We start from the raw sequence: 15,608 nt of genomic DNA on the forward strand, positions 1-15,608 counted from the left end.
CCAGGTGGCCTTTCAGGTGCCGAGGGATGTCAGGACGTCGCGTCGCAGCGCCACCCGTGCCGGATCGTCGTGCGCGGTGCGGTCCCTGGGCCGGGGCACCTCGCGTACGGCACCGAGGCGGCCGGCGCCGAGCAGGGCGACGCGGTCGCCGAGGAACAGGGCCTCGTCCACGTCGTGGGTGACGAAGACGACGGTGGCGCCCGTGCCGTGCAGCACCTCCACCAGCAGGTCCTGCATGCCGGCGCGGGTCTGGGCGTCGAGGGCGCCGAAGGGTTCGTCCATCAGGACGGCGCGGGGTCGTCCGGCCAGTGCGCGGGCCAGCTGGGCGCGTTGGCGCTGGCCCCCGGAGACGCGGTGCGGCAACTGCCGCAGCTGGGCGGTGAGTCCGACCCGTTCGAGCCAGGCCGTCGCCTGGCGCCGGCGTTCGGCGCGGGGCAGGCCCTGGACGGCGAGGGGGAGTTCGACGTTGGCCCGCAGGGTGCGCCAGGGCAGCAGGGCGTCCTCCTGGAAGACCAGCGCCCGGTCCGCACCTGGGCCGTGGATCGGACGGCCGTCCTGTTCCGCCGTCCCGGCCAGCGGCGGCAGCAGCCCGGCCAGCGTGCGCAGCAGCGTCGACTTCCCGCAGCCGGAGGGGCCGACCACGGTCAGGATCTCGCCCGGGGAGACGTCGACGTCCACGCCGCTGACCGCGGCGGCGTCCGGCCGGCCGAGGGAGGCGGCGCGCAGCGTGAGCCGAGTCCCGCGAGGAGGTGTCCCGGCGACACCCGCGCCGCCCTCGTTCCGGAGCCCGGCCCCGGCCGCGACCTCAGTCCCGACCTGGGCCCGGGTCTCGACCGCTGTCTCCGTCCCGGCCGCTGTCTCCGTCCCGGCCGCCGTATTCGTTGCGGCCTCGGTCTCCGCTGCGGCCTCGGTCTCCGTCTCGGTCTCAGACGAGGTGCTCATCGCGTGCCTCCTCGGGCTGGGCGCGGGGAATCCTGTGCGGGGCGGCTCCGGCGGGCGGTGGTGCCGCACCGGCCCGCGCGGACCTCGGGCGGGCGGCCGGGAGATGTCCGGTGCGGGGCAGCCAGCGGGTCAGGCGGCGGCCCAGCAGCTCCACGGCGGTGGAGGTCAGCCAGCCGAGCACGCCGATGGTGGCCATGCCGACGAAGACGCCGGGGTAGTCGACGACCGTGTAGTCCTGCCAGGTGCGGTACCCCACCCCGTACTGACCGGAGATCATCTCGGCGGAGATGACGCAGATCCACGAGACGCCGATGCCGACCGACAGACCGCCGAACACACCGGGCAGCGCGCCCGGCAGGACCACCGAGCCGAGGACCCGCCACCGGCCGCCTCCCATGGTGCGGACCGCCTCCTCCCAGACGGGGGCCAGCGCGCGTACCGCGTGCCGGGTGGAGACCAGGACGGGGAAGAAGGCGGCGGTGCAGGTGATGAAGACGATGCCCTGCTCGTTGGAGGGGAAGAGGAGGATCGCCACGGGGACGAGGGCGATGGCCGGGACGGGCCGGATCACCTCCAGGACCGGGCCGAGCAGGTCCTCGGCGAGCCGCGAGCGGGCCACCAGCACACCGGTGGCCACGCCCAGCACGGCGGCGAGCACGAAGCCGGTGAGGATGCGGGTCAGGCTGTCGGTGAGGTCGGTCCAGTAGTCCGGCCCCGCGAGCCGGCCGGCGAAGGTGCGGGCCACGTCCGTGACGGTGGGGAACTGCGAGAAGCGCAGCCACAGATCGATGTCCTGGCTGGTCAGCAGCTGCCACAGGCCCAGGGCCAGGGCGAGCGAGGCGATCCGCAGCGCGTACCGGGCGTACCGGCTCACGACGCCCGCTCCAGTGCCTCGGCGTACGTGACCACCCGCGCTCCGCCGTGCCCGGCGAGGTACGCCCGCGCGGTCTCCGGAGCGACGAAGGGCAGCAGCCGGCCGCCGTCGGCCACCCACACGGCCTGGTCGGCGAACCACAGCGTGCCGGTGGTGGCGTCGGGGACGTAGGCGGCGCGGACCTCGTCGCGATGCCCGGCGAGATGCCGCAGCAGCGCGTCGGGTGAGGCGAAGGGGACGCTCTTGTGCGCACCCTTCGGCCAGACCTCGCCGGCCGGCTCCGGGGGCGTGGCGGCGAGCCGCTCGGCGTACTCCGCCGGGCCGAGCGCCTTCTTCACGTACCGGTCGTCGACGAAGGCGTCCACGTCCACGTCGCCGGTGAGCTTCGCGTCCTTGAGGACCGACACGTCCTCCTTGAGGGCGTCGACGAGCTGCGGCCGGATCGCCGGGTCGAAGGTGGCGATGCCCTGGGCGCCGTTGTAGAGGTAGACGGTCTCGGCGGGCAGGCCGGTGGCCTTCGCGACCTTCTCGGCGGCGGCCACCGGGTGCGCGTCCAGGTACGCGGTCGCCTGTGCCTGGGCCTTCAGGAAGGCCTCCAGCACGGCGGGGCGCTTCTTCGCGAAGTCCTCGACGGCGGTGACGCCGTGGAAGGTGGGCAGGTTCAGCTGCGCTCCGTCGTACAGGGCCTTCGCCTTGCCCTGGCGGGCGAGGAGGCCGGGCCAGGCGACGAACTGCGACAGGGCGTCCGCGCTTCCCGAGTCCAGGGCGGAAGCGCCCACCGCCGGCTGCTGGTTGAGCTTCTCGATGTCCTCGGCCGGGTCGAGGCCGGCGCGACGCAGGGCGCGCACGAGGGTGCCGTCGGCGGCCGAGCCGACGCTCGTCGACACCTTCTTGCCCTTGAGGTCCTTCAGGGAGGCGAGGGAGGAACCGGTCGGGACGACGATGGTGTTGAGGCCGCCGCGCAGGTTGTAGCCGGTGACCGAGACCATGCGGGTCGGCTTGCCGAGCTGCTTGCCGCGGGCCGCGTTGATGAGCAGGGGGAAGTCACCCATCGACCCGATGTCGATCTTCCCGGCGGTCATCTGCGCGGTGATGGGCGCGCCGGTCGCGTAGTCCTGCCAGTCGACCTTGTAGGTGACGCCGTCGCCGAGGGAGGCGAGCTGCTTCTCGAAGTAGCCGAGCGAGCGCAGGAGGGTGCCGGCGGTGACCGTGTTGATCGTCCTGGACTGGTAGCCGACGGTCACGGTGACGGTGGAGCCGTCCCCGTCGGCGGAGGCGTCGCCGCCGCAGGCGGTGAGAGGGAGGAGCAGGACCGCGACGGCAGCGGCCGCGGTGACGGGGAGTGCGGGGCGTTTCGGTTCCATGGGGTGTCGGCCTCTCACCGGAGCAGGTAGGGCATGTTGACCGTGACCGCCCCGGTGGGGCAGCGGGCGGCGCACGGGCCGCAGTACCAGCACTCGTCGACGTGCATGTACGCCTTGCCGTTGCGCTCGTCGATGGCGAGGGAGTCCAGCGGGCACATGTCCACGCAGAGCGTGCAGCCTTCGATGCACTTCGACTCGTCGATGGTCACGGGCACGTCGGCCCGCTGGGGCGCCAAGGGCATGGCTGTCTCCAGGGAGGTGCGCGAGGGAGATGCGCGAGGGGTGTCGGCGGGGTCGGGTCAGAGGGACCGGTGCAGCAGACCGCTCATCGCGATGCGGTCGCCGCGGAAGCGGATGAACTCCAGGTCGACGGGGCGGCCGTCGGCGAGGTGGGTGAGCCGTTCCAGCATGAGGACGGCCGTGCCGCGCGGGGCCTCCAGCACGGCGGCGGAGTGCGCGTCGGCGGTGACGGCCTCCAGGGTGATCTCGGCGTGGCCGAGCGGCCGGCCGGTGACGGACTCCAGGAGGCGGAAGACGTCGGTGTTCTCCAGGTCGGCGCCGAGCAGTTCGGTGCCGATGTCGAGGGGCAGGTAGGTGAGGTCCAGGGAGAGGGGGACGCCGTTCAGGCGGCGCAGCCGCTCGATGTAGAGGACGTCGGCGCCGGGCGGGACGCGGAGACGTTCGGCGACCGGGGCGGGGGCCGGGACGGGGACCGTGGTGCGGACCTCGTTGGTGACGCGGCCGTGCTCGTGCAGGGTCTCCGCGAGGCCCATCAGGCGGTCGAGCCCGTGGGCGTACTTGCGGCCCACGACCACGGTGCCGATGCCGGGCTGCCGGGCGACGAGGCCCTCGGCGCGCAGCAGGTCGAGGGCCTGGCGGACGGTGTTGCGGGTGGAGCCGTAGTCGGCGGCGAGGGTGTCCTCGTGGGGGAGGGTGCCGTCGGGGTAGGCGTCGTCGAGGAGCTGCCGGCGCAGCAGGTCGGCCAGTTGACGGGCCCGGTCGGCGCGCAGCCGGCGCCGCGTGCGCTGGGCGGCGACGGTGGTCGCGCCCTGGCCGGCGTGGTCTCGGATGCGGTCGGTGGGCGGCATGGCTGGAACCATACCTATCCGGTCGGATTAACGGTGTTGCCGGAATGTTGCGCCACCCCGGGATCCGCCGCTCGCGCGGATGAGCTGGGGTTTTCGTGGCGGGCGGGCGACTTCTGCCACGGGGTTCTCCGGCTGCGGGCGGGGGCGCCGCGTGGTGCGGGCGCGGGACGGGTCGCGCGGCCCGACACTGCCGGGGCGAGGGCGAGGGCGCCGCTGCTAGGCCAAGGCCGTCAGACCCGGGGCGAAGGTGATCAGGAGGGGGATGAAGGGGACCAGGGCGGCCGTCGCCGTGGTCAGGGCGCGGTGGCGGCGGGGGAGGCGGGGGCGGGGTTCCAGGAGACGGTCGACGCGCTCGCCGAGGAGGCGGTGGCTGGAGGCGCAGGACAGGACGCCGCGGTGCTGGTTCAGCTCGATCAGGGCCAGCGCGGTGGTCAGGTGGCCGCAGCGCCGGGAGGCGGTGTCGTCGGCCGAGAGCTCGACCAGGCGGTGGGTCTGGTCGCAGAAGTGGGCGAAGAGCGGAACGCTCGGGAACCCGGTCGCCAGGGCGGTGGACAGGTGCAGCAGCCAGTCGTGCCGGGCGCGGGCGTGGCCGCGCTCGTGGGTGAGGACCGCGTCCAGCTGATGGTCGGTGAGGCGGTGCAGGGCGCCGGTGGTCACGATCAGCTGGGGCGGGTTGCCGGGCATCCACCAGGCGTCCGGGTACTCGTCCTCCAGGACCAGCAGCGGCCCGCGGGAGGCGGGCAGCCCCGCGGGCAGGTCGGGGGCGCGCTCGCGCAGGTGGGCGCGGGACCGGGCACGCCGGCGGCGGGCCTCGACGAGCTCACGGGCGAGCATCGCGGTCGTCCAGGCGGCACCGCCCGCCAGCAGCAGGGTGAGGACGGCCGCCCAGACCGGTCCGGCGGAGAGGTTGTACGCCGCGGTCACCGCGGGCGGCGCCGGTGCGAAGAGCTGGGCGCGGACGGTGCCGAAGACGGCGGCGGCGCCGAGGACGAGGGCCGTCAGACAGCACAGCAGCACCGTGGCGACCAGGCACTGCCACACCCACAGCGCGACCACGGGATCCCGCTCGGGCCACGCGGAACGGGTCAGCGCTCGGGGCACCGGCACCGCGGCGGGCACGGCGACGACGAACAGCAGGAGCAGGCAGACGGTCATGCCACTGGCTCCGGATCCTGGTCGAGGATGGCGGCTCTGGCTGTACAGGGGCTGTGCTGTGCTGTGCTCGGTCGGACGGTTCCGGACCGGATCGCGGCGGCCCGGGGCGCACACCGCCCGACGCCAGTATGACGGGACCGGGCGGTGCGAGTCAGCCGTCGGCGGGCCCCGGGTCACTCCGGATTCCCGGAGTACGCCGTCCCGGCACCCGGCACCCGGCACCCGGCACCCGGCACCCGGACCAGAACCGGGCACCCGTCACCGGCACCCGCTCAGAACCCCGGAACCCGGAACCCGGCTTCCGGCCCCGCCGGGCGAACCCTCAGGCCCCCCGGCCGACCACTCGCCCGGTGACCTCGCCCAGTCCCACCCGGACGCCGCCGGGGCCGGGAGCCCAGGCCGACAGGGTCACCACGTCGCCGTCCTCCAGGAACGTCCGCTTCCCGTCGGGGAGTTCCAGCGGGTCGCGGCCGTTCCAGGTCAGTTCGAGCAGCGACCCGCGCTCCCGCTCGGTGGGCCCGCTCACCGTGCCCGAGCCGTAGAGGTCGCCGGTGCGCAACGAGGCGCCGTTGACCGTCATGTGGGCCAACTGCTGGGCGGCCGTCCAGTACATGGTGGAGAACGGCGGCTCCGAGACGACGTGGCCGTTGACGGCGACCGAGATCCGCAGGTCGTAGCCGCCGGGGCCGTCCTGGTCGTCGTCCGTGTCGTCCAGGTAGGGCAGCAGCTCGTGGGTGCGCTCGGGCGGCGCCACCCGAGCCTCGTCCAGCGCGTCCAGCGGGGTGATCCACGCGGACACCGACGTGGTGAAGGACTTGCCGAGGAACGGGCCGAGGGGGACGTACTCCCAGGCCTGCACGTCCCGGGCGGACCAGTCGTTGAGCAGGCAGAGCCCGAAGACGTGCTCGCGGAAGTCACCGAGCGCCACCGGACGGCCCAGCTCGGAGGGCACGCCCACCACGAAGCCGACCTCGGCCTCGATGTCCAGGCGGACGGAGGGGCCGAAGACGGGAGCCGCGTCGGCCGGGGCCTTGCGCTGCCCCGACGGGCGTACGACGTCCGTGCCCGAGACGACGACCGTGCCGGAGCGGCCGTGGTAACCGATCGGGAGGTGCTTCCAGTTCGGGGTGAGGGGGTCGGCGGCCTCGGGGCGGAAGATCCGGCCGACGTTGCGGGCGTGGTTCTCGGAGGCGTAGAAGTCCACGTAGTCGGCGACCTCGAAGGGCAGGTGCAGGGTCACCGACGACAGCGGGTGGAAGAGGGGTTCCAGGGTCTCGCGGTGCGAGGGGACCGTCACCCACGCCGTCAGCGCGCGCCGCACGTCCGACCAGGCGGTGCGCCCGGCCGCCAGCAGCGGGTTCAGGGTGGGCTGCGCGAGCAGGGACGCGTACGGCGAGCCGAGCGCGTGGGCCGCCGCGCCCGCGTCGAGGACGTGGTCGCCGAGCCGGACGCCCACGGTCCGCTCCGTCCGCCCGTCCGGGCCGGGGACCGAGAACACGCCGTACGGAAGGTTGTGCGGGCCGAAGGGGTCGCCCTCGGGGACATCGAAGGGGGGCATCGGGTGCTGCCTCGCTCTCGTGCTCGCCATGTGCGCCGTGCGCGCCGGGTGTGCCGCGTGACACGTGGTCGGGCCACACGTTACGGGTGCTCCACCGGTCTTGGGCAGTCGTTTCCCCGTCTCCGGGTGGCCGACGGCGCGGCGAGGGCGGGCAGCGGAACAAAAGGAAGACAACGAGGTTGTGGGCATGATCGGACGTCCGCGTGCATCCGCGTACGGGTTCGAGCGCACTCGCTCCGTCCTCGTACGGAAGCGGTCGCGGGTGAGTCGGAGGGGTGCGGTGTCCGTATTCTCTGATCATGGACCGCACCGCGTACTCACTCGTCGCCACCGACCTGGACGGCACGCTGCTCCGCGGCGACGACACCGTCTCCGAACGGTCGCTGGCCGCGCTGGCGCGCGTCGCCGGGGCGGGTGCGCGGCACCTCGTGGTGACGGGGCGGCCCGCCCCCCGGGTGCGCGCCCTGCTCGACCGCCTCGGCTGCGCCGGACTCGCGGTGTGCGGTCAGGGCGCGCAGGTGTACGACGCCGGAGCGCACCGGATGCTGTGGTCGGTCACCCTGGACCGGGAGCTGGCCGAGACCGCGCTCGGCAAGATCGAGGCCGAGGTGGGCCAGGTGCACGCAGCCGTCGACCAGGACGGCGTCGACGGGCTGACGCTCATCGAGCCGGGCTACCTGATGCCCCACCCGGCCCTGCCCGCGGTGCGCGTCGAGCGGCGCGAGGAGCTGTGGTCCACGCCGATCAGCAAGGTGCTGCTGCGCCATCCCGAGCTGACCGACGACGAGTTGGCGGCGACGGCCCGCGCGGTGGTCGGCTCCCTCGCGACGGTCACCATGTCGGGGCCCGGCACCGTGGAGCTCCAGCCGTGCGGCATCACCAAGGCGACCGGTCTCGCGCTGGCCGCCGAGCACCTGGGCCTGGAGCGGCGGCGGACGATCGCCTTCGGGGACATGCCCAACGACATCCCCATGTTCCAGTGGGCGGCCCACGGCGTCGCCATGGCCGGCGCCCACCCCGAACTCAAGGCGGTGGCCGACGAGGTCACCACGACGAACGAGGACGACGGCGTGGCCGTCGTCCTCGAGCGGATCTTCGGTACCTCGTGAGGCACTGCCCCGTGAGGCACTGCCTCGTGAGGCCCGGCCGTGTGAGGCCCGGCCGTGTGAGGCGCGCCCCCGTGGGGCGCGCCCCCGTGGCGGTGCGGCCTAGTAGGCGCTGAAGACGTTGTCCATCGAGCCGTAGCGGTCGGCCGCGTAGTTGCAGGCGGCGGTGATGTTGGCGACCGGGTCGTACGGGTCCCAGGAGGTGCCGGCCACGTGGTACGCCTGGAAGGTCGGGTCGATCACCTGGAGCAGACCCTTGGACGGGGTGCCGTTGATGGCGTTGATGTCCCAGTTGTTGATGGCGAGCGGGTTGCCGGAGGACTCCCGCATGATGTTGCGGTGGATGCCCTCGTAGGTCCCGGGGATGCCGTGCTGCGCCATGATGTCCAGCGACTCGCGGATCCAGCCGTCCAGATTGTCCGGGTACGTCGCCGCCGCCGTGGTGGCGGTCGTGGCGGCGGCCGGGGTGGCCGCGGAGGCGGTGGCGGCGCCGACGAGCGGCATCGCGAGCACCGCGGCACCGGTTCCGACCAGGGCGAGCTTGCGAGCGAGGCGGCTGGTGCGGGCGTGACGGTTCTGACCGTTGGCAGACATGCAGTGTCCCTCTCCTTACGCCTGCGAGGTGAGCTGTCGGGTTCGGGCGGGGAGGTGCCCGGCCGTGCCCTGACGGGTACGGCTTCACCCCGAGCCGCTCCGGTGGTGACCGGCGCGGCGACTTACCTGGGTCCCCCGCTCCTGCCTGCGAAGTGTTGAGTGGATGACTGTGCGACGGGCGGTGGCAGGATTCGGCGTCCGCCCGACAGGCCGGGAACGTATGCGAGAGCACATGTCCGAAACAAGTGCAGGAATCACCCAACATGCCTGTTGACCTTGTTCTGGGGTGTTTGAGGCTCTTGATCCTTTGCTGTTGCGATGCCTCAACTGGCTTGCGGGACAAAGGGAGGGCACAGGTTGCGGAGAGGTCGCCCGCGGGTGGTCCGGAGTGAGTCAACTCACTGGCCTCAACAAGCACGGCAAAACGGGCATTAAGCCCAACTGTGTCCCAACCGGCCGCGCAGGGGGGCGGCTTCGGGTGTCGAGCGCGACGGAGGGGGGAAGCGGGGTGGTGAGCGCGCGGGCGGAGGGCGCGGGCGCGGGGCCGGTGCGGGCGCCGGTGCCTGTCCCCGGGCGGGTGTCGAGGGGGTGACGTTCTCGGAGTGCGGGCCGTTGGGAGGGGTGGTGGGATCTCGGACGGCGGCTTCCGGCCCGCTCGCCGTTCCGGGTCCGGTTCGTCCCCGCCGGCGATGTGCGATTTCGATCAGAATCTGCTCGTATCACCTGATCAAAAACATATCGCTCATGATCCGATACCGACCGGCCTGTAACGGTGGGCGCTAGCGGTGATCGAAACGTGACCGGATACGCTGACTTGAGTGGTGGCAGCGACCTATCGACAAACCAGGTAATCGCCAGTAGACACCAGCAGACAGGAGACCCCTCGTGACCGTCGTCGGGCCGTTCGGGCTGAGCGTGCGGGACCAGGCTCTGGAAGCCGATGTCCAGGCCGGATTGGTTGCTGTCGAGGAAGGGTTGCTCGAGGCAACCAAAAGCGAGGTGCCGTTCATCACGGAGGCCGCCCAGCACCTGGTGCGGGCCGGCGGGAAGCGGTTCCGGCCGCTGCTGGTGATGCTCTCGGCGCAGTTCGGCGACCCCTACGCCCCCGGGATCGTGCCCTCGGCCGTGGTCGTGGAGCTGACCCACCTCGCCACGCTGTACCACGACGACGTGATGGACGAGGCCGCCGTGCGGCGCGGGGTGTCCAGCGCGAACACCCGCTGGGGCAACTCGGTCGCGGTCCTCACCGGTGACTTCCTCTTCGCCCGCGCCTCGCAGATCCTCGCCGACCTCGGCCCCGAGGCGGTCCGCGTCCAGGCCCTCGCGTTCGAGCGGCTGGTCACCGGCCAGATCCTGGAGACGGCCGGGCCGCAGGACGGCCGGGACCCGGTCGATCACTACCTGGACGTGCTGGGAGGCAAGACGGGCTCGCTGGTGGCGGTCTCCTGCCGGTTCGGCGCCATGATGTCCGGCGCCGACGAGACGGTGGTGGACGTGCTGACCCAGTACGGCGAGCGGCTCGGCGTCGCCTTCCAGCTCGCGGACGACGTCCTTGACATCGCCTCCGACTCCGACGAGTCCGGCAAGACCCCCGGCACGGACCTGCGCGAGGGCATCCCCACCCTGCCCGTCCTGCGGCTGCGCGAGCGGGCGGGCCGGCTGGGGCTGGCCGAGGACCTCGCCCTGTGCGAGCTGCTCGACTCCGACCTGAGCGACGACGCGCGGCACGCCGAGGCGCTGCGCCTGCTGCGCGCCCACCCCGCGCTGGAGCAGGCGCGCCGGGACACCGTCCGGTACGCCGAGGAGGCCCGCGCCGCGCTGGCCCCGCTGCGGGAGTGCGACGCGAAGGTGGCGCTGGTGGAGCTGTGCGACGCGGTGGTCCACCGGGCCGGCTGACCCCGTCCGGCCCTGAGCCCGGGGGCGAGCCGTGCGGCGCCTGCGTCCACCGGCTGCCCCCTTCCGGCCTTGCGCCGGCCACCGTCGGCCGTGCGCCGTCCACCGGCGGCGTACCCGCCCGTACGGACACCGGCGGCGTACCCGCCCGTACGGACACCGGCGGCGTACCCGGCCCCGTACGGACACTGGCGGCATACCCGGCCCCGTACGGACACTGGCGGCATACCCGGCCCCGTACGGACGCCGACGGCGTACCCGGCCCCCTACGGGCCGGGGGAGCCGCCGCCCGTGTGTGTCATCCCGCAGGAGTAGGCGGAGTTGAGCCCGCGGTCTGACGCTTGTGCTCCGGTGATTTGGTCAGATGGACACCACGGGAAAACACCAATCCTCACCGATTCGGGTGAGAATGGCGGCTCACGGGTGAACGAGTGACATCGCGGGACAGCCGCCGCCGACGACGGAGGTAGGGCACACATGGCACCGATCGATTCCGACGACAGCACGACCGCCGGAGCGGGCGAGGAGCCGCAGGCCGGCCGGCGCAAGGCCGCGCGGTACGTCGTCCCGGTCGCGGTGGTGGGAGTGGCGGCCGTGACGATCGGCCTCGTCCCGGCGCTCGCCGACTCCGGGGACCCCGACCTGCCGAAGGTCACGGCGGAGCAGCTCATCGAGAAGATCGCCGCGTCGGACGTCCAGCAGATGTCCGGCACGGTACGGATCAACACCGACCTGGGCCTGCCGGATCTCGGCGGTCTGGAGAGCGGCCTGATGTCCGGCATGGCCGCGGGCCGGGGCTCCGGCGGCGACGACGGGGGATCCGCCGCCGACCCGTCGGCGAAGCTCACCGAGCTGGCGTCCGGCAGCCACACGCTGCGCGTCGCCGTCGACGGCCCCGACCGGCAGAAGCTGTCCCTGATGGAGAACGCCGCCGAGTACAGCCTGATCCACGACGGCAAGGACGTCTGGGGCTACGACAGCAAGTCCAACGAGGTGTACCACTCCACCGCCCCGGCCTCCTCCGGCAGCGCCGGGCAGCCGCGCAAGGACGTGCCGGCCACCCCGAAGGACTTCGCCGACGAGGCGCTCGCGTCGATCGACGACACCACGTCCGTGTCCGTCGGCGGCACCGCGCAGGTGGCCGGCCGGGACGCGTACCGCCTGGTCGTCGAGCCCAAGCAGGACGGCTCCACGGTCGGTGCGATCACCGTCGCCGTGGACGCCGAGACCGGCACCCCGCTGAAGTTCACGCTGACCCCGGCGAGCGGCGGCGCCGCCGTCGTGGACGTCGGTTTCACCAAGGTCGGCTTCGCGAAGCCGGACGCGTCCACGTTCGACTTCACGCCGCCCGAGGGGGCGAAGGTCACCGAGGGCGACAAGAGCGCCGAGGTTCCCGGGCACGACCGCGAGGCCGGGGGCGGACCCGCCGAGGGGCTGGACGCACTCAAGGTCATCGGCGAGGGCTGGAACTCGATCGCCGCCTTCGACACCGGCTCCCGGGGCGGCCTGCCCACGGATTCCCCGGCAGGCGACCTCGGAGCCCTGGGCGGCTTCCTCGGCTCCTTCGGCGACCAGGTCAAGGGCGACTTCGGGTCGGGCACGGTCTTCAAGACCCGCCTGGTCAACGCCCTGATCACCGACGACGGCAAGGTCTACGCCGGTGCGGTCACCAAGGACGCCCTGGTGAAGGCGGCCGACGCCGCGAAGTAGCCCGTACGCTGCCCGCCGCCCGTACGGCGGGGAGGTCGGGACGAGGAGAACGAGGGAGCCGATGGCCGAACCGTCCGCCGTACGAGCGCGGCGCCCGGACCGGGAGAGCGCGGACGACGCCGTCATCGCCACCCGCGGGCTCACCAAGCGCTACCGCGGCGGACAGCTCGCCGTCGACGGTCTGGACCTGACCGTCCCGGCGGGCAGCGTCTTCGGCTTCCTCGGCCCCAACGGCTCCGGCAAGACCACCACCATCCGCATGCTGATGGGGCTGATCGAGCCCACCTCGGGCAGCGCCCGGGTCCTCGGGCAGCCCATGCCGCGCGCGTCCCGCACCGTACTGCCCCGGGTCGGCGCCCTCATCGAGGGCCCGGCCCTGTACGGCTTCCTCTCCGGGCGCGACAACCTGACGCGTTACGACGCCGCCGACCCGACCGCCGACCCGCGCACCCGGCGCGAGCGCGTCGCGGCCGCGCTGGACCGGGTGGGCCTCGCGGCCGCCGGCGGCAAGAAGGCGAAGGCCTACTCGCTCGGCATGAAGCAGCGGCTGGGCCTCGCCGCGGCGCTGCTCCAGCCGCGCCGGCTGCTCGTCCTGGACGAGCCGACCAACGGACTCGACCCCCAGGGCATGCGCGAGATCCGCACCCTCGTGCGCGAGCTGGCCTCCGACGGCACCACCGTCTTCCTCTCCTCCCACCTGCTGGACGAGATCGAGCAGGTGTGCACGCACGCCGCCGTGATGGCCCAGGGGCGGCTGCTCACCCAGGGCGCGGTCGCCGACCTGGCGGCCGGGGCGCGCGGCCGGCTGGCGGTGACCACGCCGGACGCGTCGGACGCCGCCCGGGTGCTGAAGGAGCAGGGCGCCGCCGACGTGGCCGTCGCCGGTGACCGGGTGACGGCGGAGCCGCCGGAGCGCGACCTCGCGGAGGTGAACGCGGCGCTGGTCGCGGCCGGGGTCCGGGTCCGGGGCTTCGCTCTGGAACGAGCCTCGCTGGAGGACGCGTTCGTGGCACTGACGGGGGAGGGGTTCGATGTCGCGGGCTGAGGCGTCGCACACCGGCGCGCGGGAGGAGCCGCTGGAGGAGTCCGCCGACGCGGCGCCGGGGGCGGGGCCGGGACCGCGGGCGGCACGGCGGCCGAGCCCGCTGTGGTCCCTCGGACTGCTTCGCAGCGAACTGCTGACCACCTTCCGGCGCTGGCGCACCCTCGCTCTGCTGGCGGTGCTCGCCGCGGTGCCGGTCCTGGTGGGCATCGCCGTGAGGATCGAGACGAGTGACGGCTCCGCGCCCGGCGGGGGCGGAGGCGGCGAGGGGCCGGCGTTCATCTCGCAGGTGAGCAACAACGGGCTGTTCCTGGTCTTCACCGCGCTCGCCGCGACCCTGCCGTTCTTCCTGCCGATGGCCGTCGGCGTCGTCGCGGGCGACGCGATCGCGGGCGAGTCGAGCGCGGGCACGCTCCGCTACCTGCTGGTCGCCCCGGCCGGCCGTTCCCGGCTGCTGCTCACCAAGTACGCGACGGTGCTCGTCTTCTGCCTCGCGGCGACCCTGGTGGTCGCGGTGTCGGCGCTCGCGGCCGGCGCGCTGCTGTTCCCCGTCGGCGACCTGATCACCATCTCCGGCACCCGGATCACCTACGCCGAGGGCCTGGGCCGAGCGCTGCTGATCGCCCTGGCCGTGGCCGCCTCACTCGTCGGCGTCGCGGCCCTCGGCCTGTTCGTCTCCACCCTGACGGGCAGCGGCATCGCGGCGATGGCGACCACGGTCGGGCTGCTGATCACCGTCCAGATCCTCGACCAGATCCCCCAGCTCGACGCCCTCCAGCCGTACTTCTTTCCGCACTACTGGCTGTCCTTCGCCGACCTGATGCGCGAACCGGTCTACTGGGACGACCTGGTGAAGAACCTGGGTCTCCAGGCCCTCTACGCGGCGGTCTTCGGCTCGGCGGCCTGGGCGCGTTTCACCACCCGCGACATCACGGCGTGACGCCGGTCCGGCGTCAGCGAGCCCGCCGCACCGACAGGCGCAGGGTGCCGTCGTCACCCCGCCGGACGAACAACGCCCCCTCGTCCAGCGCGGCGGCCGGCACCAGGGTGCCCCCGGGCAGCGCCTCGGGTGTCCCGGCGCCCTTGGGTACCACCACGCCCGCCCCGGCGCTCGTGGTGCCGTACGCGGTGCCGTCGTCGGTGACGGCGGTGACCGTGACACCCGGACGGCCGTCCTCGGCGGCCAGGCACCGGCCCGTGCCCGCCTCGACGTCGAACAGGACCGCGCCCAGGGCCAGACGGGTGCCCTTCGGCGAGGCCACCGGCTCGCTCGGGGCGTCCGGGCCGTCGTCGTCGCAGACGGTGCTCGCCAGCAGCCGGCCGCTCGCCAGGTCGTGCGCCGACCAGACGTAGGCGTCCGCGGTGTCGGCGGCCCGCCAGCGGGCGACGAACATGCCGTCGCGGACGCCGGCCAGCGTGCCGTTCTGTTCCCCGCTGACGAACGTCCGGCCCGTCTCGACGCCCTCCGGCGCGATGTCCTCGCCGCTCCAGCCGCCCGGCACCCGGATACCGCCCGACGTGCCGCCGACCACGGGCCCCTCGGGGGTGACGGCCACCACGGCGCTTCCGGCGCACATCGCGGAGTCGCAGTCGGGGATCAGCGCGGCGGGATCGTCGTACCGCGTCACCCGGCCGGTGCCCGGGTCCACGACGGCCCGGTGCTCGCCGGCCGACCGCCAGGAGAGCAGCAGCCCGGCGCCGCCGTCCCGGGCCTGGACCGACCCCTCCTGCGTGTTCACGGGAACCTGGACGTCGTGGAGCGGGGCGACCGAGTCGCCGGAGGCGTCCAGCGGGTAGACCCCGATCCGCACGACCTCCTTCTCCTCGGACAGGGCGCCGTCCGTCCGCTCGCCGACCGCCCACAGGGCCAGGTACGTGCGGTCCCCCTGCCGGACGGCGGTCAGCCCGGGGGCGCCGGGGCCGCCGGGGGCGTCCGGGTCCGTCACCGGCAGCCGCTGGACGGTGCTGGTCCAGCGCACCTCGCCCGTCGCCGCGTCCCGGACCCGGACCGCGTAGCCGTCGCCGGAGGGTTCGACGTGGGCGACCGTGCCGCCGACCGCGACGACCGGCTCGGCGTCCGTGGCCGAGGGCATCCGGCCCGGTTCCTCGTCCCAGCCCCGGGTGCCGTCGAAGGCGGGCGGCACGTGGAGCCGGGGCGTGGCGCGGCCACCGTCCGGGCCCCGGTCCGCGCCGTCCCGCTCCCCGTCGTCGCCCGAGCCGCACCCGGCGAGCAGTACCGCGGCCAGGGCGGCCGCCAGTGCGGTCCTCGTGGTGCGCATGGT

14 protein-coding genes and 1 riboswitch are annotated in these 15,608 nt (G+C 73.7%); of the genes, 5 read left to right on the top strand and 9 right to left on the bottom strand.

Annotated features, from left to right (window positions below):
- Positions 1 to 12 precede the first annotated feature (12 nt).
- The 7 genes from EV562_RS16665 to fahA form a co-directional block, all read right to left on the bottom strand.
- On the bottom strand, positions 13 to 942 hold the full coding sequence (locus tag EV562_RS16665; RefSeq protein WP_243860073.1) for an ABC transporter ATP-binding protein: 930 nt from the start codon (positions 940 to 942) through the stop codon (positions 13 to 15).
- A complete protein-coding gene (locus EV562_RS16670; RefSeq protein ID WP_133887606.1) occupies positions 926 to 1,816 on the bottom strand; it encodes an ABC transporter permease in 891 nt (296 codons plus the stop codon). The genes EV562_RS16665 and EV562_RS16670 overlap by 17 nt, the downstream gene beginning before the upstream one ends.
- Complete coding sequence (locus tag EV562_RS16675) at positions 1,813 to 3,180, bottom strand: ABC transporter substrate-binding protein (RefSeq protein ID WP_133887607.1); 1,368 nt, start codon at positions 3,178 to 3,180, stop codon at positions 1,813 to 1,815. The genes EV562_RS16670 and EV562_RS16675 overlap by 4 nt, the downstream gene beginning before the upstream one ends.
- Positions 3,181 to 3,194: 14 nt before the next feature.
- Positions 3,195 to 3,422, bottom strand: a complete 228-nt coding sequence (locus tag EV562_RS16680) for a ferredoxin family protein (protein WP_030145386.1) — start codon at positions 3,420 to 3,422, stop codon at positions 3,195 to 3,197.
- A 57-nt stretch (positions 3,423 to 3,479) separates the two neighbouring features.
- Entirely contained in the window at positions 3,480 to 4,268 is a 789-nt protein-coding gene (locus EV562_RS16685; RefSeq protein WP_133887608.1) for a GntR family transcriptional regulator, read from the bottom strand.
- 216 nt (positions 4,269 to 4,484) lie between these two features.
- Entirely contained in the window at positions 4,485 to 5,423 is a 939-nt protein-coding gene (locus EV562_RS16690) for a M56 family metallopeptidase (RefSeq protein WP_133887609.1), read from the bottom strand.
- A gap of 322 nt (positions 5,424 to 5,745) precedes the next feature.
- Positions 5,746 to 6,981, bottom strand: coding sequence for a fumarylacetoacetase (gene fahA, locus EV562_RS16695; RefSeq protein ID WP_133887610.1), 1,236 nt, complete (start codon positions 6,979 to 6,981; stop codon positions 5,746 to 5,748).
- A gap of 299 nt (positions 6,982 to 7,280) precedes the next feature.
- Between fahA and EV562_RS16700 the strand changes: the two genes are divergently transcribed.
- Entirely contained in the window at positions 7,281 to 8,090 is an 810-nt protein-coding gene (locus EV562_RS16700; RefSeq protein ID WP_133887611.1) for an HAD family hydrolase, read from the top strand.
- Between the two features lie 99 nt (positions 8,091 to 8,189).
- On the opposite strand, the gene EV562_RS16705 is transcribed toward EV562_RS16700, so the two are convergent.
- On the bottom strand, positions 8,190 to 8,681 hold the full coding sequence (locus EV562_RS16705; protein ID WP_133887612.1) for a transglycosylase SLT domain-containing protein: 492 nt from the start codon (positions 8,679 to 8,681) through the stop codon (positions 8,190 to 8,192).
- A 4-nt stretch (positions 8,682 to 8,685) separates the two neighbouring features.
- Positions 8,686 to 8,846, bottom strand: a riboswitch (cyclic di-AMP (ydaO/yuaA leader).
- A 720-nt stretch (positions 8,847 to 9,566) separates the two neighbouring features.
- On the opposite strand from EV562_RS16705, the gene EV562_RS16710 reads away from it, so the two are divergent.
- The 4 genes from EV562_RS16710 (at position 9,567) to EV562_RS16725 (ending at position 14,266) form a co-directional block, all read left to right on the top strand.
- Positions 9,567 to 10,577, top strand: a complete 1,011-nt coding sequence (locus tag EV562_RS16710; protein ID WP_133887613.1) for a polyprenyl synthetase family protein — start codon at positions 9,567 to 9,569, stop codon at positions 10,575 to 10,577.
- A gap of 474 nt (positions 10,578 to 11,051) precedes the next feature.
- Complete coding sequence (locus tag EV562_RS16715) at positions 11,052 to 12,284, top strand: outer membrane lipoprotein carrier protein LolA (protein WP_133887614.1); 1,233 nt, start codon at positions 11,052 to 11,054, stop codon at positions 12,282 to 12,284.
- A gap of 61 nt (positions 12,285 to 12,345) precedes the next feature.
- Positions 12,346 to 13,329 carry an ABC transporter ATP-binding protein gene (locus EV562_RS16720; protein ID WP_133887615.1) on the top strand — a complete coding sequence of 328 codons (984 nt, stop codon included), beginning with the start codon at positions 12,346 to 12,348 and terminating at the stop codon, positions 13,327 to 13,329.
- Positions 13,316 to 14,266 carry an ABC transporter permease gene (locus EV562_RS16725; RefSeq protein WP_133887616.1) on the top strand — a complete coding sequence of 317 codons (951 nt, stop codon included), beginning with the start codon at positions 13,316 to 13,318 and terminating at the stop codon, positions 14,264 to 14,266. The genes EV562_RS16720 and EV562_RS16725 overlap by 14 nt, the downstream gene beginning before the upstream one ends.
- 13 nt (positions 14,267 to 14,279) lie before the next feature.
- Here the strand turns inward: EV562_RS16725 and EV562_RS16730 are convergent, their stop codons facing one another.
- Entirely contained in the window at positions 14,280 to 15,605 is a 1,326-nt protein-coding gene (locus tag EV562_RS16730) for a hypothetical protein (protein ID WP_133887617.1), read from the bottom strand.
- Positions 15,606 to 15,608 lie beyond the last annotated feature (3 nt).

This window comes from Streptomyces sp. BK208, from assembly GCF_004364245.1.
GTDB lineage: Bacteria > Actinomycetota > Actinomycetes > Streptomycetales > Streptomycetaceae > Streptomyces.